Genomic DNA, 20859 nt, shown 5'->3' with positions numbered 1-20859 from the left:
GCAATCTCACTCACGCCCCATGCAAAACGCCCCCGGATGAAGTTTCCGGGGGCGTTTTGTTTGGCTGGCGTCTAACGGCTGTGGTTGGCGCAGCGCATGATGGCCAGGTCGCTGTGCTGGCGCAGGCAGTAGCGCAGGTCAAGCCGGGGGCCGGGCAGTTGCGTGTGGCGTGAGCCTGTTTTGGTTTCCGGAGCGGTTGCGGTTGCCAGCGTGGTGGCTGCGGCGGCAGGGGCCGCTGCCGGGGCGGGGGCTGTGTTGGCCGGAGGCATGCTGGCGGCCGGGCTTGTCGTTTTGCTGGCCGCTGCGGGTGCTGTGCTGCTCTGCCCGGCTGCTGGCGGCATGGCCGGCGCTGCCTCCGGCGCTGGCGCACTTGGCGCGGGCCTGCTGTTCATCCCCGACATGAGGCCCGGCAGGTTCAGTGGCTGACCATTGGCTTTTACCCCAGTGCGATCAAACAGCAGCTTGGTGCTGATAACCTTGCCATCGTTCTTGATCAGGCCCTGTGTTTGCCATTGGGTCAGCATCATCTCGGCTTGTGCCTTGGCCTGTGCTGAGGGAGCCAGGGCGTCAAGCAAGGTGCGTTCGACGGCCAGGCTGGCTTGCAGCGTGCTGCGCTGCTGGCCTTGCGTGGCCAGCCAGGGCAGGGTGATGTCGGCGGGCTTGACGCCGCTGCCATCGAAGCCAATGGAGAAACTGCCCTGGATGCTGCCCTTGGGCATGTGCATGGACAGGCGTTGCAGATTGAAGGAGGGTGATTGTGCCAGCAAGGCCCCCATGTGCTTGGTAAGCAAGGCCATGGATTCCTGTTGCATGGCGGCCGGATTGTTGCGCAGGTCGGCACGGCTGGCCAGTGCCACGCTGTCGGCTTGCCAGGCAATCAGCGCCCGCTTGTTCAGATTGCCGTAGCTGTAGTCCATGTCGATATTGTCCAGCTCCAGCGGCTGCTGACCGGGCAGTGACATTTTCAGTGTGTTCAGATGCGTCAGGTAGCTCAGGTCGAAGTTACCGCCCTTGTCATCCAGCTTGATCGTCATGTGGCTGGGTCCAAACTGGAACAGCGGGGTGCTGCCTGCCAGCACGGTGACTTCGCCCATCTGCTGCTCAAGTTGCGAGGTCCAGGGGACATCGGGCGTATTGAAGGTGCTCAGTTTGCCATTGAGCTTGAGATCGTTCAGGCGCACGGCCAGGCCGTTACTGCCGGTGCTGGCCGCCTGAAAGCTGAACTTGGGCAGGGTCAGATCGAAGCTGACCGGCTCTCCCTTCCGGGTATGGGCGCTACCTTCGATGCTGAAGGTAAAGGTGCCGGCTGCATTGTTGACGATGACGTCGTGGCCGGTCAGATGGCTGTCATTGCTGCCATTGGTATTGCGGATGCTTTGGAGCGTGAGCGGCAGGGGAATACCGGGCTTGCCCTGTTCATCCAGTGGCGTGAAGCTGATGTCGGTACGGGACCAGCGCATGAAGGGGAGCGGCAGTTGCTTGATCTTGTAGTCCAGTTGCAGCACTTGCATCTGGCCGCCGATGGGCAGTTTCAGGTGTACCTTGGCGGTGGAGCTGAACCAGCCGCGGTCAAACTGTTGCAGGCTGAGCATGGAGCCGCCAGCCTTGTCTGACATGGTGGCAAAGTCGCCGCGCATTTTTTCTTCGTAGCGCATGCCGACAATGCCGGGGGCGATACCACACCATCCCACCACCGCCAGGCCCAGTAGTGCCGCGCTTATCTTGATTGCCTTCATTGCTTCTCCCTGTGGCGCTACATGACATACGCCTAGTGCTGACATGCTGCCAGACTAGCAGGGGAAACAGGGCTGCACCAGCCCGCTTTTGCGCTGCTGGCAGGCGCTGGCAGGGGAAAACCCGAGTGTTTTTCTGCGGCATTCCGGGCAAAATGGAGCGCTTGTTTCTACCCGACCCCTAGCCCGATCCATGATGGAGCCGTTCATGTCTTATTTTTCGCAGCCTTTACCGCTGCCCCTGCTGGCACTGATTGCCGCAGCCGGCCTGTACGCCGGCATTCAGAATGCACTGGCGGGCGGCGGCTCCTTCATTACCTTTCCCGCCTTGTTGCTGGCCGGGCTTAATCCCTTGGCCGCCAATATGAGCAGCACTATTGCGCTGTTTCCCAGCCAGATCACCTCGGCGCTGGCCGGGCGCAAGCTGGTGGGCGGGGTGGGGCCGGTGCCGTTTCGTCATCTGTTTGCCGTCAGCCTGATCGGCGGGGTGCTGGGAGCCTTGTTGCTGCTCTCCACCCCGGTCAGCATCTTTACCCGGCTGGTGCCGTGGCTGGTGTTGTTTGCCACCAGCGTGTTTGCCTGGGGCAGTTTCCGCCGCAAGCCGGTGGTGGACCCGGATGCGCCGCCACGGCATTTGCCCACCCCGCTATTGCTGCTGATTCAGGGCGTGATTGCGGTGTATGGCGGTTATTTTGGTGGTGGCATCGGTTTTCTGATGCTGGCGGCGCTCACCATTGCCGGTCAGCAGGTGCGCATGGCCACAGCCACCAAGAACGCACTGGCCATGACCATGAATGCGTCAGCGGTGGCGATTTTTGCCTTTTCCCCCCAGATCAACTGGGCGGCGGTGCTGGCGCTGGGTCTGGGCGGCATTGCCGGTGGCGTGGTGGGCGGCTGGCTGATGCACCGTCTGCCGGAGCGCCATTTGCGTGGCTTTGTGGTGGTGGTGGGAACCGCACTGACGATATGGCTGTTTATCCGCTGAGGCTGGAGTATGCTGGCGCATCGTGCTGCGATGTCAGCCGCTGCTGACACAGCAATGCCTGTATTCCCGTGGTGGAATGTCTTTGTTTTCAAAATAACGATGGATGATCTGCGATGAAAAAAATCCTGCTCGCCTCTCTGATGGCCGCTTTTGCCGGCCATGCCCTTGCCGCTGACCTGCTGGATACCGTCAAGCAGCGCGGTACGCTGAAAATTGCCGTGGAAGGTACTTATCCGCCCTTTACCTTCAAGGATGCCAATCAAAAGCTCACCGGCTTTGATGTGGAAGTGGCCACCGAAGTGGCCAAGCGCCTGAAAGTGAAGCCGGAATTCACCACCGGCGAGTGGAGCGGTCTGCTGGCTGGCCTGCAGGCAGGCAAGTTTGACGTGGTGGTCAATCAGGTGGGCATTACCGACAAGCGCAAGGAAACCTTCGACTTTTCCCAGCCCTATACCTTCTCCAGCGCCCAACTGATTGTGCGCAAGAACGAGACGCGCGTGTTCAAGTCGCTGGACGACCTGAAAGGCAAGAAGGTAGGGGTGGGCCAGGGCAGCAACTATGCCGACATGGTCAAGGCGGTGAATGGTATCGAGGTGAAGGTGTACCCGTCGGCACCGGAGAACCTGCAAGACCTGGCCTCCGGCCGGATTGATGCGGCACTGAACGACAGCCTGCTGATTCCGTTTGCCATCAAGCAAGCCAAGCTGCCCTTGAAGGCTGGTCATCCGGTAGGCGATGTCACCACCATGGGCATTCCGTTTGCCAAGAACAACCCCAAGTTCAAGCAGGCGGTGGACAAGGCACTGAATGACATGAAGGCTGATGGCAGCTTCAAGAAAATTTCGCTGAAGTGGTTCGGTATCGACGTGTCCAAGGCACCGACCGCCGCCAAGTAAGCCGCCCCGGCCCTTTGCGGGCATCGTGTTTTATCTTCAGTGCCATTAGAATGCACTGATTGCTGCGCCCCTGCCGGTCAGGGGCGCAAGTGTTTCTGAATGGGGATGAAAACATGGAGTGGGCAGATCTGATTGCGGCGGCCCTGCCGGTGATGCTGAAAGGGGCGCTGTATACGCTGATGTTTGCCGTGGTGGCCATGGTGCTGGGCTTGTTGCTGGGCTTCGTGGTGGCCTTGCTGCGGGTGGGCAAGGTGCCGGTGTTGTCGCAGTTGGTGGCCTTTTACGTCAGCGCCATGCGCGGTACGCCCTTGCTGGTGCAGATTTTTGTCATCTACTACGGCTTGCCTGGCATCGGCATCGAACTGGACCCGGTGCCGGCCGGCATTATTGCACTGACGCTGAACGTGGCGGCTTATCTGTCGGAAAGCCTGCGTGGCGGCATTGCCGGGGTGGAGCGCGGCCAGTGGGATGCCGGGCTGTCGCTGGGCTTTAGCTGGTGGCAGACCATGCGTCATATCGTGGCACCGCAGGCGCTGCGGCTGTCGGTACCCAGCCTGTCCAATTCGCTGATCAGCCTGATCAAGGACACCTCGCTGGTGTCGGTCATTACCGTCACCGAGTTGATGCTGGCTACCAAGGAAGTGATTGCCCAGACCTTCCAGCCGCTGCCGCTGTACCTAGGTGCTGCGGCCTTGTATTGGATAATGAGTGCCAGCTTCGAGCGCCTGCAAAAGCGGGTGGAGCGCAAGCTGGAGATGGCGCATCAGCGCTGAGCTGGTTTCGCCTGTGAACATCCCCGCGCAAGGCGGGGATGTTCATCTGCAGCCTGTGCTCAGGCGTGGTGGTACATGCTTTCTATCAAGGCCTGGCAGCGCTGACTGATCACCTTGCGCCGCAGCTTGAGCGTGGGGGCCAGTTCACCGGCGTCGACGCACCAGGGCTTGTCCAGCAGGGCGAATTTCTTGATGTGTTCCCAACTGCCAAAGTGGCGGTTGAAGCGTTTGATCTCGCGTTCTATCAGTTCGACAATGCGTGGATGCAGCCGCATCTCGCTATGGCTGGTATAGGCGATGCCCTGCTCCTGGCACCATTCCTGCAGCCGCTCGTAAAGCGGCACAATCAGCGCGGCGGCAAATTTCTGTCCGTCTCCCACCACCATGATCTGGTCGATATAGGCCGATTCCTTCAGCTTGTTTTCCAGCATCTGTGGCGCGATGTATTTGCCGTTGCTGGTTTTGAACATTTCCTTCTTGCGGTCGGTAATGCGCAGATAGCCCTGTTGCAGCACGCCGATGTCACCGGTATGCAGCCAGCCCTGTTGCAGGGTTTCGGCGGTGAGTTCCGGCTCTTTGTAATAGCCCACCATCACATTGGGGCCACGCACCAGGATTTCGCCATCCCCGGCCAGTTTCAGCTCTACACCGGGCAGGGCAATGCCGACACTGCCAATCTGTACTGCATCGGCCTGGAAAGGATTGGCCGTAATCACCGGTGCCGTTTCACTCATGCCATAGCCTTCGGCCACGGCAATACCGCTGGCCCACAGCAAGCGCGCCAGACGCGGTTGCAAGGCGGCAGAGCCCACATTCACCCAGCGCAGTTCGCCGCCCATGGCGGCACGCCATTTGCGATACACCAGGCGGTCGGCAATCGCATGCTGGATAGCGGCCAGGCCGCGTGGTGGCTGTCGCGGCTCATAGGCTTCTGCCCGTGCCATGGCCCACAGGTACAGCCGACGTTGCCAGCCACTCAGGGTTTTGGCCCTGGCCAGCAGCTTTTCGTGGACTTTTTCCAGCACCCGCGGTACGGCACTAAAGGTATGTGGACGGACTTCAGCCATGCTGGCCGACAAGGCATCGACACTGGAGAAATAGATAGCCGTGCCGGTGAACAGGTAGTACAACACCCCGGCACGCTCAAAAATGTGCGACAGCGGCAAAAAGCTGAGCGCCCGGCATGTACCGGCAGGCAGGCGGGTATGTTGGGCGGTGGCAATCACGGTGCTGACCACATTGCGATGCGACAGCATCACCCCCTTGGCACGGCCCGTGGTGCCGGAGGTATAGATGATGGTAAAGACATCGTCCGCCTGTATGCTGTTACGCAGCAAGGCCAACTGGCGCAGGCTGCCGCTTTGGCCGGCATCGCGCAAGCTGGTCCATGATGGCAGGCTGTCCAGCGGATTGAGTGCGTAGCAGGGACAAGGGCGGCCATCCAGTGCCTGCTCCAGTTTGCGTTGCAATGCACTGCTGCCGACAAAAGCCAGCTTGACCTCGGCATGCGCCAGGATATAGCGTGCATCTTCCAGGGTGCAGGTAGGATAGAGCGGCACACTGATGGCACCGATCTGTTGCAAGGCCAGATCGACAATCACCCAGGCGGGACTGTTGTCGGCGGCAATGGCAACCTTGTCGCCACGCAGGATGCCTTGTTGCAGCAAGCCCAGGCTAACCGCATTGACGGCCTCCATCACCTCGGTGCTGCTCAGGGATTGCCATTGGCCACCCGTTTTGACAGACAGGCAGTCCGCCCGCGGCAGGGTTTCCAGTTGGTGAAAGAGGATGTCAAAAGCGCGTTCTAGCTTCATTCGTACAATTGTTTGATTCAGAAACGGCGCAAATTAGCCCCATTCCCTTTTGATGTAAAGAAAATTGCGGCTGAATTTTGGGAATGATCAATAAATTGCCGGCAAAATACCGGTTTTTGTATTGATCATGCGTTTATTCATGCCATCGGAATGGCCGGCAGCGTGAGGGGATACCGCCGCTGCCTTGCTGGACCGTGGCTTAGGGACAATCAGGAAACATCATGAAATTTGCCACCAAGACCATCCATTCCGGCTACGACAGCAGTCAGCACAGCAAGTCGGTGATGCCGCCCATCTATCAAACCTCGGTGTTTGAATTTGCCGAAGTGGGCGAGCAACTGCCGTTTTCCTATGCCCGCACCGGCACCCCCACCCGTGCCGCGCTGGAAAGCTGCCTGGCCAGCCTGGAAAATGCCAAGCACGGCCTGGCTTTTGCCAGCGGCATGGCCGCCATTGATGCGGTGCTGCGCGCCACGCTGAAGCCGGGTGACGAAGTGATTGCCGTGGCCGACCTGTACGGCGGTGCTTACCGCCTGCTCACCAAGGTGATGGCACCGACCGGCATCTCGGTGACCTTTGTCGACCTGACCGACCCGGCCAATCTGAGTGCAGCCATCAGTGCGCGCACCAAGCTGGTGTGGCTGGAATCGCCCACCAATCCATTGCTCAACCTGGTGGACATCACCGCCTTGTCCGCCATTGCCCACCAGCATGGCGCGGTGGTGGCGGTGGACAGCACCTTTGCCACGCCCTATCTGCAGAACCCCATCGATCTGGGCGCGGACATCGTGGTGCATTCCGCCACCAAATACCTGGGCGGCCATTCCGACGTGCTGCTGGGCCTGGTGGCGGTCAGCGACGACAAGCTGTTTGCCGACATCAAGTTCATCCAGAATTCCGCCGGTGGCGTGCCGGGACCGCAGGATTGCTTCCTCACCCTGCGCGGCATCAAGACCCTGCACCTGCGCATGGAACGCCATTGCGACAATGCCGAACAGGTGGCCGCCTTCCTGCGCGACCATCCCAAGGTGGAAAAAGTGTTCTTCCCCGGTTTTGTCGACCATCCCGGCCACGCCATCGCCCGGCAGCAGATGCGTCGCTTTGGCGGCGTCGTCACCATCTGGCTAAAGCAGGACACCCGCGCCGAAGCCAGCCGCGTGGCCAGCAAGCTGCAGCTATTTGCCTTGGCCGAATCGCTGGGCGGGGTGGAATCGCTGGTCAACCACAGCTACACCATGTCGCACGGCGGCATGCCGCCAGAGCAGAAAGCCGCACTCGGCATCCGTGAAGGTGGCTTGCGCCTGTCCATCGGCGTGGAAGATATCGAAGACATTCTGGCGGATCTGGCCCAGGCACTGGCGGATTAAGTCCTCATGGCCTGAAGCGGGCTGCGCAGCAAGCCGGGTCAGGCTTGTTGCCGCGGCCCTGATGCGGTAAATTACCTGAGTAAATTACTAAGGTATTGCACATGGCAGCCCCCGCAGCAGAAAAATACACCGCCCAAACCATTCTTTCCCTGCAGCACTGGAGTGACAAGCTGTTCAGCTTTCGGCTGAGCCGCCCCGAATCCTGGCGCTTTGTTCCCGGCCAGTTTGCCCGGCTGGGCCTGCCGCTGGAAAACGGCGGCATGGTGTGGCGGGCTTATTCCATGACCTCGGCCAGTTGGGACGAGCATCTGGAGTTTTTCTCCATCGTGGTGCCGGACGGGCTGTTTACCTCGCGCCTGGCGCGTTTGCAGGTGGGCGACACCGTCCTGCTGGACAACAAGGCCAATGGCTTTTTTACCGTGGACCGCCTGCCCGATGGCGAGGAGCTGTGGCTGCTGGCCACCGGCACCGGCCTGGCACCGTATCTGTCCATCCTGCAGCAGCCCGAGGTGTGGCAGCGCTTTGCCCATATCGTGCTGGTGCATTGCGTGCGCGAGGTCAGCGAACTGGCCTACCGCAGCGAGATTGACGCGCTGCGCCAGCACCCCCTGTGGGCGGAATGGGGTGATCGGCTGCACTATGTGCCGGTGGTGACACGGCAGGCCGAACCCGGCATGTTGCAACAGCGCATTCCGGCCTTGCTGGCCAGTGGCGCACTGGCCGAGGCCGCCGGACTGCCGCTGACGGTGGAGCGCTCGCGTTTCATGATCTGTGGTAATCCGGCCATGGTGGAAGACACCCACCGTCAACTGATGAAAATGGGCTTCCGTCTGAGCCGGCTGAGCGCACCGGGCCATCTGGTGCTGGAGAACGGCTGGTAAGCCAGGTGCCGGCGCGTGGCCGGCCTTGACTTTAATTAATATATTAATAATATGAGGCAATGCCCGGTGCGGGATACTCCCGCGTCTGGCAAGGCCGAGTGGTGATGACACCACCGGCTGTACGGCCCCGTGCAAGAGGGCCATCTGGAGGAGACAGCATGAACGCGATTCCCCACCGTGCCGGTGTGCCTGTAGGGCTGCCGGCCATCTGCAGCCCTGTTCCATATCCACCGTCTGCCTGGAGCGGCCAATGACGGTCCGCATGCTGGCGGATGTCAGCATTTCCACCGGTGCAGTCAGTCGCAGCGAACGGTTGCGTTTCTGGCGCGAACAAGTAGGCCAGCTATTGATTGATGTGGAGTGTCAGCGCCAGCCAGGACAGGAGCTGGACGCCAGTTTGCGTTACCAGGACTTCGGCCTGTTCCGCATGGCCACCATAGAGGCCAATGCCCATGCGGTGGTACGCAGCGGCCACAGCATCCGTCATGATGGCCGCGACAGCATCTTTGCCTGCCTGATGCTGCAGGGGCGAGGCTTCAGTCACCAGGGGGTGGACTGTGCGCTGCATGTGCCGGGGGATGTGGTGCTGTATGACACGGCCCAGCCTTATGGTCATGGTTTTCCCGAGCAGATGGCGATGGCGGTGCTGGACATCCCGCGCCAATTGTTCAAGCAGCAAGTGGGCGACTGGCAGGAGCAAGGGCTGGTCAAGATCGACCACAGCATGGGCATTGCCGGCTGGGGCGCGCAGGCGGTGCGACAGTTGCTGGCCGACGGAGGGCAGGCTCTGGCGGCGCGCGAGCATCAGGCCAGCCAGTTGCTGGAATGGCTGCATTCCTTGTGGAGTGTGCATAGCGGCCAGATGCAGGCCGGCAAATCCACCCTGTGCAGCCTGTGGCGTGCCAAAGCTTATATCGAGCAACATCTGGCCGAAGATGAGCTGGATGGCGAACACATCAGCCGCGCGCTGAGGCTGTCCGCCCGCCAACTGGCACGCATTTTTGCGCAGGAAGGCCTGTCAGTCAGCCGCTATCTGTGGGGGCGGCGACTGGAGCGTTGCCGCATCGACCTGCAAGACCCGGCATTGCGCCACCTGTCGGTGAGCGAGCTGGGTTTCCGCTGGGGCTTCAATCACAGCGCCCATTTTTGCCGCAGCTATAAACAGCGCTTTGGCGAAACGCCCAGCCAGACCCGCCAGCGTGGCATGTTGTCAACGCAAGGTGACGGGGTGTGACCGGTGTGTCGGTGGCCAGCTCCCGCCGGCAGGGGGCTGGCCCGACTCAATGGCTGTGGCTCAGCTGCGCAAGATGAAGTCGGCGCAGCGCTCGGCAATCATGATGACCGGCGCATTGGTATTGCCGGAAATGATGCTGGGCATGATGGACGCATCGCAGATGCGCACGCCTTCCACGCCATTGAGCTGTAGCTGCGGGTTGACCACCGCCGCCGCATCGCCACCCATGCGGCAGGTGCCAACCGGATGGTAGACCGTCTTGGCATGGCTGCGGATGTGCGCGATCAGCACTTCATCGCTGGCATGCTCCGCTGCCGACGGGAGCAGCTCCTCACTGATCACCCGCTGTAGCGAGGGCGCCCGCAAGATGCGCCGTGCCAGCCTGACTCCGCGCAGCAGGCCGGCCACATCGTCCTCATGGCTCAGTGCGCCACTGACAAAGCGCAGCGGAGCGCGCGCATCGGGGCTACTCAGGCTGACTGAGCCGCGTGATTTGGGACGCAACAGGCAGGGGTTGATGGACATGCCGTGGCCGGGCAGTGGTTCTCGATCCACATCGCCCACCAGCACCGGCAGTACGTGAAACTGAATGTCCGGACGGCTGCCGCCATCGGTGCAGGCAAAGCCGCCGCTTTCCACCACATTGGAAGTGAGCAGCCCACTGCGCAGTAGCTGCCACTGCAAGCCATTGCGCAAGGCATTGAAGCCGCGCTCCTGCCCCAGCAGGCTGATCGGTTCGCGGCAGCGGCCATACACCGATACCTCCAGGTGATCCTGATAATTCTGGCCGACTTCCGCTGCGTCATGCACAACCGGTATGCCTTGTTCGCGTAGTTGCGCTGCGGGGCCAATGCCGGAGAGCAGCAGAATCTTGGGGGTGGACAATGCACCTGCGCACAGGATGACTTCGGCCCTGGCATCGGCCTCGTGTTGCTGACCATCCGCGGTACGCCACTGCACACCGACGGCGCGGCGGCCCTGCCAGCGCAGTCTTTCCACATAGCAACCGGTACGCAACTGCAGATTGTCGCGCTGGCGTACTGCTGCCAGATAGGTGGCTGCCGTGCTGCCGCGTTGGCCATTGAAGGTGGTGGTGTGAAAAAATCCGCTGCCTTGCTGCAGTGGCCCGTTGAAATCGTCGTTATAGGGCAGGCCGCACTCTTGCGCCGCCTTGACGAAGGCCAGGCTCAGCGGATGGCGATAGCGGGTATCGCTTACGCGCAGTGGTCCTTCGGTTCCATGGTAGGGGCCGGAGAGCCGCATATGGTTTTCCGCCTTTTTGAACGCCGGCAGCACCTGCTCCCATCCCCAGCCGCTGCAGCCCTGTGCGGCCCAGTCATCATAATCGGCGGCCGTCCCCCGGATATACACCATGGCATTGATGGAGCTGCCGCCCCCCAGCGTGCGGCCTTGTGGCACATGCATGCGGCGACCGGCGGCACTGGCCTGCGGCTCGCTCTGGTAAATCACGCTGCGTTCACTGCCGATGACCTTGATGAAGGTGGCCGGCATGTGGATGAAGGGGCTGTTGTCGGGCGGACCATCCTCCAGCAACAGAACCCGCTTGCCGGCCTCGGCCAGTCGGCAGGTGATGGTGCAGCCCGCGGAGCCGCCTCCCACCACGATATAGTCAAATTGTGGCATTGCCTTCTCCTTGTTCTCCTGCGCCCGTTGCGGGCGGGACTTCAGCTTAAGGGACGGTGAAAAGCCACATTGACTGCCATGGCCGTCGGCTTTGACTGGGCTGGCCAGTGCTCGGCCAAATGTCGCTGCCCTGAGGGGAGGCATGAGCTGGATGAATAGCGGCCAACAACAGCACACTGCTTCTGGCGCAAGGCGGCGTAACGCAGTCGCAGGCTGTTGCTCAGTGCCAGCAGGTGTTGGTCTGTATGGTGAAAACCAGGTGGGGCGGTCAGTCTGTGCGCGCTTGCCTTGCGCAGCAGGCAGGCGGTGGTGGAGGCGTCGCGGCTGACCATGTGGCGACCGGGCGACGCTCTGCTGCAGGTGTATGCAGCGGCCGCTATTGCGCGGTATCAGGCCAAGGCTGCCGGGCGCAATACCTTGTGCCGTCATTGAGCGTGCTGACGCCAGCGCAAAGAAAAAGCCGCAGGACAGTGCCTGCGGCTTTTGGCATGCTGCGCTGTTTGCGGCTTACTTGACGCAGTCCACGCAGTACACCTTGCGGCCTTCCACATCGGTGGCCACCAGGCCATGCACGTCGGTCTCGAAGCCCGGCAGCTCGCGGTTGAAGGCCTGGGCAAAGCGCAGGTAGTCAACAATGGTCTTGTTGAAACGCTCGCCCGGAATCAGCAGCGGAATGCCCGGCGGGTACGGGGTCAGCAGCACGGCGGTGACGCGGCCTTCCAGTTGGTCTACCGGCACGCGTTCGATCTCGCGGTGGGCCATCTTGGCAAAGGCATCGGCCGGACGCATGGCCGGTTCCATCTCGGACAGATAGATCTCGGTGGTCAGGCGGGCGATGTCATGCTTGGTGTACAGCGCGTGAATGCGCTGGCACAGGTCGCGCAGGCCCACGCGCTCGTACTGCGGGTAGCGCGCGACAAAGTCCGGCATGGCGCGCCACAGCGGCTGGTTCTTGTCGAAGTCGTCCTTGAACTGCTGCAGCAGCGAAATCAGCGTGTTCCAGCGGCCCTTGGTAATGCCGATGGTGAACATGATGAAGAAGCTGTACAGGCCGGTTTTTTCCACCACCACACCGTGTTCGGTCAGGTACTTGGTGACGATGGCGGCCGGAATGCCCATTTCTTCGAAGCTGCCGTCCACGTCCAGGCCCGGGGTCAGCACGGTGGCCTTGATCGGGTCCAGCAGGTTGAAGCCTTCTTCGATACCGGCAAAACCGTGCCAGTGCGCGCCGGGTTTCAGTTCCCAGTCCACCGGGTCGCAGATGCCGTCGTCGGACAGCTCGTCCGGGCCCCATACGCTGAACCACCAGTCGTTGCCGTATTCCTCGTCCACCTTGCGCATGGCGCGGCGGAAGTCCAGAGCTTCCACCAGCGATTCTTCCACCAGCGCCTGGCCACCCGGCTGTTCCATCATGGCGGCAGCCACGTCGCAGCTGGCAATAATGGAATATTGCGGGCTGGTGGAGGTGTGCATCAGATAGGCCTCGTTGAACCAGGCGGTATCCAGCTGACGGTTTTGCGGGTCCTGCACCAGAATCTGCGAAGCCTGGCTGATGCCGGCCAGCAGCTTGTGGGTGGACTGGGTGGAGAAGATCAGGCTGTCCTTGCAACGCGGACGGCCTTCGCCAATGGCGTGGAAGTCGCCATAGAAGTCGTGGAAGCTGGCGTGCGGCAGCCAGGCTTCGTCAAAGTGCAGGGTGTCCACTTCGCCATCCAGCAGGCCCTTGATCTCTTCCACGTTGTACAGGATGCCATCGTAGGTGGACTGGGTGATGGTGAGGATGCGCGGCTTGAGCTTGGGGTTCTTTTCCAGCGCTTCGCGGGCAAAGGGGTTGGCCAGAATCTTCTTCTTGATGCTTTCCAGCTGGAATTCCGACTTGGGAATCGGGCCGATGATGCCGTAGTGATTGCGCGTGGGCATCAGGAATACCGGAATGGCACCGGTCATCATGATGGCGTGCAGATTGGACTTGTGGCAGTTGCGGTCCACCAGCACGATGTCACCGGCTGCCACGCAGCTATGCCATACGATCTTGTTGGAAGTCGAAGTGCCGTTGGTGACGAAGAACAGGTGGTCGGCATTGAAAATGCGCGCCGCATTGCGTTCCGAGGCAGCAATCGGGCCGGTGTGGTCCAGCAACTGGCCCAGTTCGTCCACCGCATTGCACACGTCGGCGCGCAGCATGTTTTCGCCAAAAAACTGGTGGAACATCTGGCCTACCGGGCTCTTCAGGAAGGCCACGCCACCGGAGTGACCGGGGCAGTGCCAGGAGTAGGAGCCATCGTGGGCGTAGTCCACCAGCGCGCGGAAGAACGGCGGGGCCAGGCTGTCCAGATAGCTCTTGGATTCACGGATGATATGGCGTGCCACGAATTCCGGCGTGTCTTCGTGCATGTGGATGAAACCATGCAGCTCGCGCAGGATGTCGTTGGGGATATGGCGCGCGGTACGGGTTTCGCCATACAAGTACACCGGAATGTCCGGGTTACGGCGGCGGATTTCCGCCACAAAGCTGTATAGCTGGCCCAGAGCGTTTTCCGAGGCGTCGTCGGTCTGGAATTCTTCGTCGTCGATGGACAGGATAAAACCGGCTGCCCGGCTTTGCTGCTGGGCAAAGGAGGTGAGGTCACCATAGCTGGTGTAACCAATCACACTCATGCCTTCGGCTTCCATGGCTGCTGCCAGTTCGCGGATGCCGGAGCCGCTGGTGTTTTCCGAGCGGAAGTCCTCGTCGATGATGACGATGGGAAAGTGAAAACGCATACCTGAGTCCTTGTCAGTCAAAACTCGGACACCACAGCCGGGGATGGCCATTCAGGAAGGCAGCCCTTGCCATCGGCAAGGACAATACCGTGCACCTGTAACGCCTGTCGGCCCGCAGCTTGCTGCAGTGTCACTCGGTGCGCGTTGGGGCGCAGTCGCTGGTCCCTGCCGGATGGCAGTGGGCGGGGCTGGCCTTGAGGCGCGTAAATATTACTGGGTGCGCACGAAAACCGGGGTGCGTCCTGCAGGCTGACGTGGAGTGGCCGCAGATCCCCGGCGTTCTTAGGGAGCACGTTTTGCGTGCGTCCTTCACGTCGGCCGGCTTGGAGAACATCCCAAGAAAGCGCGCATTGTAGACCTTTTACCGTGCTTGTGTTGCACGGCAATATCAGTAGCTGAAAATAATCTGGAGGTTTGATCAAATAAACCGGGCAAAGCCTTGTGGCATAAGGCTTTTAGCGAGGAAAACCTGTGTTAACGGTTTGTTTTAAGACAGTTTAGCCTTCAGGCCCGACTGGGGGTTTGAGATTATTTTTTGTCTCGGCCAACTGTTGTTTTTTTTCATTGCGCCGCCGATACAGGCCCAGTGCCTTCAATACGATGGCACCACCGCTGAGGGTGAGCAGGAAAACCAGCGGGCCGGCCACCAGCCAGGGAAACAGGGCGGCCACTACGGCAAAGCCCAGCAGGCTCAGGCCGATGGTGAGAAAAGCCGTGGCTTCGCTGCTGTCTATGCTGCGGGTACCGCGCACCACGGCACCCAGTGCATCGCCAATGCGTGCGGCCTGCCTGGCGGCGGCGCTGGCCCCGCTGCGCGCCGCATGTCCGGCAGCCGGAAACAGGAAGGAGGCTTGCTGGCGCTGGCGCGGGTGAGTCAACACCGGGGTGCGCTTGTGGCCGCTGAGCACCACTTCGGTGGATTGTTCCAGATCCTGCAAGAAGCGGGCGGCCAGTTCGCCGGCCACGCTTTCGTCCTCGATGGCGACATCGATTTCGCGATTGGCCAGCCAACTGGAAATGTTCAGATTGGTCGAACCGATACGCGCCCAGCGGCCATCGGCCACGGCGGTCTTGGCATGAATCATCGGGCCGTTCCACTCGAATACCCGCACGCCGGATTCCAGCAGTGGCCGGTACATGGTGCGCGACACCGTGGCAATCCAGCGGATATCACTGGAGCGGGGCACCAGCAGCCGCACATCCACGCCATCGCGCGCAGCCTGTTTCAGTGCCGACAGATAGGTGCTGGTGCCCATGAAATAGGCATCGGTCAGCCACAGGGTGCGGCGGGCAAAGCTGGCAATCAGCATGTCCAGCCGCATCATGTGGGCGGTGGACGGGGTGGTGGCAATCAGCCGGGCGGCAATGGTGCCGCATTCCGCGATGGGGGTGGAAAAATCCAGCCATTGCGCGTCCAGTGCCGGGCCGCAACTGGCCCAGCTATCGGCAAAGGCGGCCAGCGCTTCACGCACCAGCGGTCCACGCAAGGACAGACCGGTGTCGCGCCACGGCGCGATGCCGGCATCCGGCCTGCCTTCCCAACTGGCGCTGATGCACAAGCCGGAAATGAAGGTTAGCTGTCTGTCCACCACGATCAGCTTGCGATGATTGCGCCCCAACAGGCTCAGGCCGCCGGTCAGCGTGGGCGGATTATAGGCCCTGACCTCGGCACCGGCCGCCAGCAGCGGGCGGAAAAATCCGCTCAGCCAGGGTTTCCAGCAGCCCAGCCAGTCATACAGCAGGCATACCTTGACCCCTGCTGCAGCCTTGTCCGCCAGCAACTGGCGGATGTCGCGGCCAAACGTGTCGTTGGCCACGATATACATCTCGATGAACACCGACTCTTCTGCTGCGGCAATCGCCTGTTTCCAGGCCGGAAAGTTATCCGTACTGTCGTATAGCAGCGTAACCTGATTGCCCGTGATCAGCGGTGCGCCGGCCGAGCGTGAAAACGCCTGGTCGGCCAGTTGCCGAACGAAATCCTGGGTGAGGGCTGTGGTGGTATCGCTACGCATGATGATTGTTTGTATGTTGTCGGACAATATTCCGGAAGCGGTGATTTAAGCCGTTTTGGATTGGCCAGCCGTGCACCACAATGGGTCGTAAATTTGAATGTGGGTGTCACAAAACTGGAAGAAAAATGTACTTTTTTTGCGGGTTTTCCCTGATTTTTTTGGCGAAAAATTAAGTTAAGTTTTTGAAAAATAAAGATTATTGCGTTGCGAGAAAATTGGCAATAACTGGTTGCAAGGTCAAGCAAGTTGCCCTTAGAATCGATTCATTCGATTCACAATTATAAGCAGGACAAAGCAATGGACAGACAGCGCTGGTTGCAGGGTACCCTGTACCACCCGGATTTCGAGCAGGACAGCTGCGGATTCGGCCTCATCACCCAACTGGACGACAAACCCAGCCACTGGCTGGTAGAAACCGCCATCTCCTCGTTGGCCAAACTGACCCACCGTGGAGCGGTGGCGGCAGACGGCAAGTCGGGCGACGGCTGTGGCTTGCTGTTTCGCAAGCCGGACGGTTTCCTGCGTGAAGTGGCCGCCGAGGCCGACATTGCGCTGAAGGCAGTGTACGCCGCCGGTCTGGTATTCCACCACCCCGACAGTGAAATCGGCGCGCGCAGCTTGCGTCGCCTCAAGGAGTTTCTGGAAGCCCAGCAACTGGAAGTCGCCGGTTTCCGCGTGGTGCCTACCGATGTCAGCGCCTGTGGCGAAGCCGCACTGGCCAGCCTGCCTGCCATTTCCCAGGTGTTCGTAAACTGTCCTTTCGGTATGGATGAGCTGACTTTCCAGCGTCGTCTGTACATGGGCCGTCGTCAGGCAGAAAAAGCCAACAAGGTGGACGATCCGTCCTTCTACCTGCCCACGCTGTCGCCGCACACCCTGTCCTACAAAGGTCTGGTGACGCCGGAAAACCTGCCCAAGTTCTTCCTGGACCTGAACGACCCGCGTTTTGAATCCAGCCTGGCGGTATTCCACCAGCGCTTCTCCACCAATACCTGGCCGCAATGGAAGCTGGCACAGCCCTTCCGCTTCCTGGCGCACAACGGTGAAATCAACACCGTGCAGGGCAACCGTTACTGGGCGCGTGCCCGCGAGCGCATCATGGCCTCGCCGCACCTCGATATGGACGCGGTGCGTCCTATCGTGCAGACCGACGGTTCGGACTCGATGAGCCTGGACAATATGCTGGAAGGCCTGCTGATGGGCGGCATTCCGCTGTTCCGTGCGCTGCGCCTGCTGGTGCCGCCGGCCTGGCAGAACGTGGACTCCACCGACAAGGACCTGCGCGCCTTCTACGAGTACAACTCCATGCACATGGAGCCGTGGGACGGCCCGGCCGGCATCGTGCTGACCGATGGCCGCTACGCCGCCTGTATGCTGGACCGCAACGGCCTGCGTCCGGCACGCTGGGTGCTGACCCGCGACAATATCCTTACCATCGCCTCCGAAGTGGGCGTGTGGGACTACAAGCCGGAAGACGTGCTGCGCAAGGGCCGCGTGAAACCCGGCCAACTGTTTGCTGCTGACCTGGCTACCGGCGAGCTGCTGATGCCGGAAGACATCGACGCCATGCTCAAGAGCGCCAAGCCGTATCGCCAGTGGATCAAGGACAGCGCCAAGTATCTGGAACTGTCGATCGAGGACGATGCCGGCATCGAGGCGGTGAGCAAGGAAGAACTGTCCCGTCTGCAAAAACTGTACAACTTCAGCTTTGAAGAGCGCGACCAGATCCTGCGTGTATTGGCCGAAGACGGTCAGGAAGCTGTGGGCTCCATGGGCGATGACACCCCGATGGCGGTGCTCAGCCAGAAAGTGCGCTCGCCGTTTGACTACCTGCGCCAGCAGTTTGCCCAGGTGACCAACCCGCCGATCGACCCCATCCGCGAAGCCGTGGTGATGTCGCTCAACAGCGTGTTTGGCCCGGAACGCAATATGTTTGAAGAGAGCGCCGAACACGCCAAGCGTCTGGAAGTGCGCTCGCCGGTGCTGTCGCACGAAAAATTCGTCCGCGTCACCACCCGTCCGGAACCGTATCTGAAGGCCACCACCTTCGACCTGTGCTACGACCCGAACGAAAGCTCGCTCAAGCAGGCCATCGAAAAGCTGTGCCAGCACGTGATCGAAGCCGTACAGGAAGGCACGGTGATCGTGGTGCTGTCCGACCGCATCATCACCCAGGGCCGTCTGCCTATCCATGCGCTGTTTGCCACCGGTGCGGTACACCATGCGCTGATCGAAAGCGGCCTGCGCTGCAAGACCAACATCCTGCTGGAAACCGGCACCGTGCGCGACGCGCACCAGATGGCCTGTGTCATCGGTTATGGCGCCACCGCGGTTTATCCCTACCTGGCTTACCAGAGCATCATCGACCTGGTGAACAGCGGCGTGGTCAACTGCAAGATCAACGAAGCACTGCAGCACTACCGCAAGGGCATCAACAAGGGCCTGCTCAAAGTGCTGTCCAAGATGGGTATTTCCACCATCGCCTCCTATCGCGGCGCCCAGTTGTTTGAAGCCGTGGGTATCCATAAGGATGTGGTGGACCTGTGCCTGAAGGGCACCGTGTCGCGCGTATCCGGTGCCAGCTTCGAGGACTTTGAAGACGACCAGCAACAACTGCTGCGTTTCGCCTTCAACCCGATGCGCCCGATTTCGCAAGGCGGCCTGCTCAAGTACGTCCACGGCGAGGAATACCACGCCTACAACCCGGATGTGGTGCAACTGCTGCAAAAAGCGGTACAGAACGACGACTACCAGGCCTACCAGCAATACGCCGACACGGTGAACACCCGTCCGGTATCCATGCTGCGTGACCTGATGAAGGTGAAGCTGGCCGAACAGCCGATTTCCGTCGACGAAGTCGAGCCGATCGAAGCCATTCTCAAGCGCTTTGACTCCGCCGGCATGTCGCTGGGCGCGCTGTCGCCGGAAGCCCACGAGGCACTGGCAACCGCCATGAACCGTCTGGGTGGCCGTTCCAACTCCGGTGAAGGCGGTGAAGACGCCGCCCGCTACGGCACCGAGAAGATGTCCAAGATCAAGCAGGTGGCCTCTGGCCGCTTTGGCGTCACCCCGCATTACCTGGTGAATGCCGAAGTGCTGCAGATCAAGGTGGCCCAGGGTGCCAAGCCGGGTGAGGGTGGCCAGCTGCCGGGTGACAAGGTCACCGGCCTGATTGCCCGCCTGCGTCACGCCAAGGAAGGCATCAGCCTGATTTCGCCGCCGCCGCACCACGATATTTACTCCATCGAAGACCTGGCCCAGCTGATCTTCGACCTGAAGCAGGTCAACCCGACCGCGCTGGTGTCGGTAAAACTGGTAGCCGAACCGGGCGTGGGTACCATTGCCGCCGGTGTGGCCAAGGCCTATGCCGACCTGATCACCATCTCCGGTTACGACGGTGGTACCGGTGCCTCGCCGCTGACTTCGGTGAAATACGCCGGCTCTCCATGGGAACTGGGTCTGTCTGAAGCCCAGCAAGTGCTGCGTGCCAACGGCCTGCGTGGCCGGGTACGGGTTCAGACCGACGGTGGTCTGAAAACCGGTCTGGACGTCATCAAGGCAGCCATCCTTGGTGCGGAAAGCTTCGGCTTCGGTACCGGCCCGATGGTGGCGCTGGGCTGTAAATACCTGCGTATCTGCCACCTGAACAACTGCGCCACCGGCGTGGCCACCCAGGAAATCAAGCTGCGCTCCAAGTACTTCCTCGGCCTGCCGGAAATGGTGATGAACTACTTCCTGTTCATCGCCCGCGAAACCCGCGAATGGATGGCCAAGCTGGGCGTACGCAGCATGGAAGAGCTGATCGGCCGCATGGATTTGCTGGAACTGCTGGAAGGCGAAACCGCCAAGCAAGCCAAGCTGGACCTGTCGCCGCTGCTGTCGCAAGGCACGGTGCCGGACGATGTGCCGCGCTTCTGCATCAGCGACAGCAACCCGTCCTTCGACAAGGGCGAGCTGGCCGAGCAGATCCTGGCCGATGCACTGCCTGCCATCCACAACAAGCAGATGCTGGAACTGTCCTACCCGATCGAGAACATCCACCGTTCCATCGGTGCCCGCCTGTCCGGCGAAATCGCCCGTGTACACGGCGCGGCTGGCCTGCCGTTTGGCTGTCTCAAGGTCAAGTTCACCGGCAGCGCCGGTCAGAGCTTTGGCGTATGGAACGCGCCTGGCCTGCACCTGGAACTGGAAGGCGATGCCAACGACTACGTGGGCAAGGGCATGGCCGGTGGCCGCGTCACCATCTACCCGCCGAAGAATGCGGTATATGAAAGCGGCGAAGCCATCATCATCGGTAACACCTGCCTGTACGGTGCCACCGGTGGCCAGTTGTTTGCCGCCGGTGTGGCCGGCGAGCGTTTCGGCGTGCGTAACTCCGGCGCGCTGGCAGTCATCGAAGGCGCAGGCGACCACTGCTGCGAATACATGACCGGCGGTACCGTCATCGTGCTGGGCGAAACCGGCTACAACTTCGGTGCCGGCATGACCGGTGGCTTCGCCTTCGTCTACGATCCGGGCGAACGCTTTGCCTACCGCTACAACAATGAACTGGTCGACATTCACCTGATCAACGGCGAAGCAATGGGCATGTACCGTGCCTTCCTGCTGGAGAAGATTGCCAAGCATGTCGAGCTGACCGGCTCTGAAACCGGCCGCGCCATGCTGCAAAACTTCGACGACTACGTGGATTACTTCTGGCTGGTGAAGCCGAAGGCCGCCACGTTGGACAGCCTGCTCAAGGATTGAGGTGAACC

At 61.0% G+C, this 20859-nt stretch carries 12 protein-coding genes; 7 read left to right on the top strand and 5 right to left on the bottom strand.

Annotation, left to right across the window (positions count from 1 at the left end; genetic code table 11):
• Positions 1-71: 71 nt before the first annotated feature.
• Positions 72-1736, bottom strand: a complete 1665-nt coding sequence (locus tag DLM_RS17115; protein ID WP_167467146.1) for a DUF945 family protein — start codon at positions 1734-1736, stop codon at positions 72-74.
• 205 nt (positions 1737-1941) lie between these two features.
• On the opposite strand from DLM_RS17115, the gene DLM_RS17110 reads away from it, so the two are divergent.
• The 3 genes from DLM_RS17110 (at position 1942) to DLM_RS17100 (ending at position 4387) form a co-directional block, all read left to right on the top strand.
• A complete protein-coding gene (locus tag DLM_RS17110) occupies positions 1942-2718 on the top strand; it encodes a sulfite exporter TauE/SafE family protein (protein ID WP_089085207.1) in 777 nt (258 codons plus the stop codon).
• A 113-nt stretch (positions 2719-2831) separates the two neighbouring features.
• On the top strand, positions 2832-3614 hold the full coding sequence (locus DLM_RS17105) for a transporter substrate-binding domain-containing protein (RefSeq protein WP_089085117.1): 783 nt from the start codon (positions 2832-2834) through the stop codon (positions 3612-3614).
• 113 nt (positions 3615-3727) lie between these two features.
• Entirely contained in the window at positions 3728-4387 is a 660-nt protein-coding gene (locus tag DLM_RS17100) for an amino acid ABC transporter permease (RefSeq protein WP_089085116.1), read from the top strand.
• Positions 4388-4446: 59 nt separating this feature from the next.
• On the opposite strand, the gene DLM_RS17095 is transcribed toward DLM_RS17100, so the two are convergent.
• On the bottom strand, positions 4447-6201 hold the full coding sequence (locus DLM_RS17095; protein WP_089085115.1) for an AMP-dependent synthetase/ligase: 1755 nt from the start codon (positions 6199-6201) through the stop codon (positions 4447-4449).
• 221 nt (positions 6202-6422) lie between these two features.
• Between DLM_RS17095 and DLM_RS17090 the strand changes: the two genes are divergently transcribed.
• From DLM_RS17090 to DLM_RS17080, 3 genes are all read left to right on the top strand, one after another.
• On the top strand, positions 6423-7568 hold the full coding sequence (locus DLM_RS17090; RefSeq protein ID WP_089085114.1) for a trans-sulfuration enzyme family protein: 1146 nt from the start codon (positions 6423-6425) through the stop codon (positions 7566-7568).
• Positions 7569-7669: 101 nt separating this feature from the next.
• A complete protein-coding gene (locus DLM_RS17085) occupies positions 7670-8449 on the top strand; it encodes a ferredoxin--NADP reductase (protein WP_089085113.1) in 780 nt (259 codons plus the stop codon).
• 250 nt (positions 8450-8699) lie between these two features.
• Complete coding sequence (locus DLM_RS17080) at positions 8700-9683, top strand: helix-turn-helix domain-containing protein (protein ID WP_089085112.1); 984 nt, start codon at positions 8700-8702, stop codon at positions 9681-9683.
• A 60-nt stretch (positions 9684-9743) separates the two neighbouring features.
• Here DLM_RS17080 and DLM_RS17075 read toward each other — a convergent pair whose 3' ends face one another.
• From DLM_RS17075 to DLM_RS17060, 3 genes are all read right to left on the bottom strand, one after another.
• Positions 9744-11327 (bottom strand): GMC family oxidoreductase, encoded by a 1584-nt coding sequence (locus DLM_RS17075; RefSeq protein ID WP_089085111.1) that lies wholly within the window; start codon positions 11325-11327, stop codon positions 9744-9746.
• 507 nt (positions 11328-11834) lie between these two features.
• The gene (locus tag DLM_RS17065) at positions 11835-14090 is read right to left on the bottom strand and encodes an arginine/lysine/ornithine decarboxylase (RefSeq protein WP_089085109.1); all 2256 of its coding nucleotides are present in this window, start codon (positions 14088-14090) and stop codon (positions 11835-11837) included.
• A gap of 497 nt (positions 14091-14587) precedes the next feature.
• Complete coding sequence (locus tag DLM_RS17060) at positions 14588-16105, bottom strand: phospholipase D-like domain-containing protein (RefSeq protein ID WP_089085108.1); 1518 nt, start codon at positions 16103-16105, stop codon at positions 14588-14590.
• 297 nt (positions 16106-16402) lie between these two features.
• On the opposite strand from DLM_RS17060, the gene gltB reads away from it, so the two are divergent.
• Positions 16403-20851, top strand: coding sequence for a glutamate synthase large subunit (gene gltB / locus DLM_RS17055; RefSeq protein ID WP_089085107.1), 4449 nt, complete (start codon positions 16403-16405; stop codon positions 20849-20851).
• Positions 20852-20859 lie beyond the last annotated feature (8 nt).

Source organism: Aquitalea magnusonii, assembly GCF_002217795.2.
Taxonomy (GTDB): Bacteria; Pseudomonadota; Gammaproteobacteria; order Burkholderiales; family Chromobacteriaceae; genus Aquitalea; species Aquitalea magnusonii_B.
This window is presented reverse-complemented; position numbering and strand designations above follow the sequence as displayed.

Coding starts and splice junctions, on each gene's coding strand:
- DLM_RS17115 (WP_167467146.1), bottom strand. CDS start 1,736: ATGAAGGCAATCAAGATAAGCGCGGCACTACTGGGCCTGGCGGTGGTG.
- DLM_RS17110 (WP_089085207.1), top strand. CDS start 1,942: ATGTCTTATTTTTCGCAGCCTTTACCGCTGCCCCTGCTGGCACTGATT.
- DLM_RS17105 (WP_089085117.1), top strand. CDS start 2,832: ATGAAAAAAATCCTGCTCGCCTCTCTGATGGCCGCTTTTGCCGGCCAT.
- DLM_RS17100 (WP_089085116.1), top strand. CDS start 3,728: ATGGAGTGGGCAGATCTGATTGCGGCGGCCCTGCCGGTGATGCTGAAA.
- DLM_RS17095 (WP_089085115.1), bottom strand. CDS start 6,201: ATGAAGCTAGAACGCGCTTTTGACATCCTCTTTCACCAACTGGAAACC.
- DLM_RS17090 (WP_089085114.1), top strand. CDS start 6,423: ATGAAATTTGCCACCAAGACCATCCATTCCGGCTACGACAGCAGTCAG.
- DLM_RS17085 (WP_089085113.1), top strand. CDS start 7,670: ATGGCAGCCCCCGCAGCAGAAAAATACACCGCCCAAACCATTCTTTCC.
- DLM_RS17080 (WP_089085112.1), top strand. CDS start 8,700: ATGACGGTCCGCATGCTGGCGGATGTCAGCATTTCCACCGGTGCAGTC.
- DLM_RS17075 (WP_089085111.1), bottom strand. CDS start 11,327: ATGCCACAATTTGACTATATCGTGGTGGGAGGCGGCTCCGCGGGCTGC.
- DLM_RS17065 (WP_089085109.1), bottom strand. CDS start 14,090: ATGCGTTTTCACTTTCCCATCGTCATCATCGACGAGGACTTCCGCTCG.
- DLM_RS17060 (WP_089085108.1), bottom strand. CDS start 16,105: ATGCGTAGCGATACCACCACAGCCCTCACCCAGGATTTCGTTCGGCAA.
- gltB (WP_089085107.1), top strand. CDS start 16,403: ATGGACAGACAGCGCTGGTTGCAGGGTACCCTGTACCACCCGGATTTC.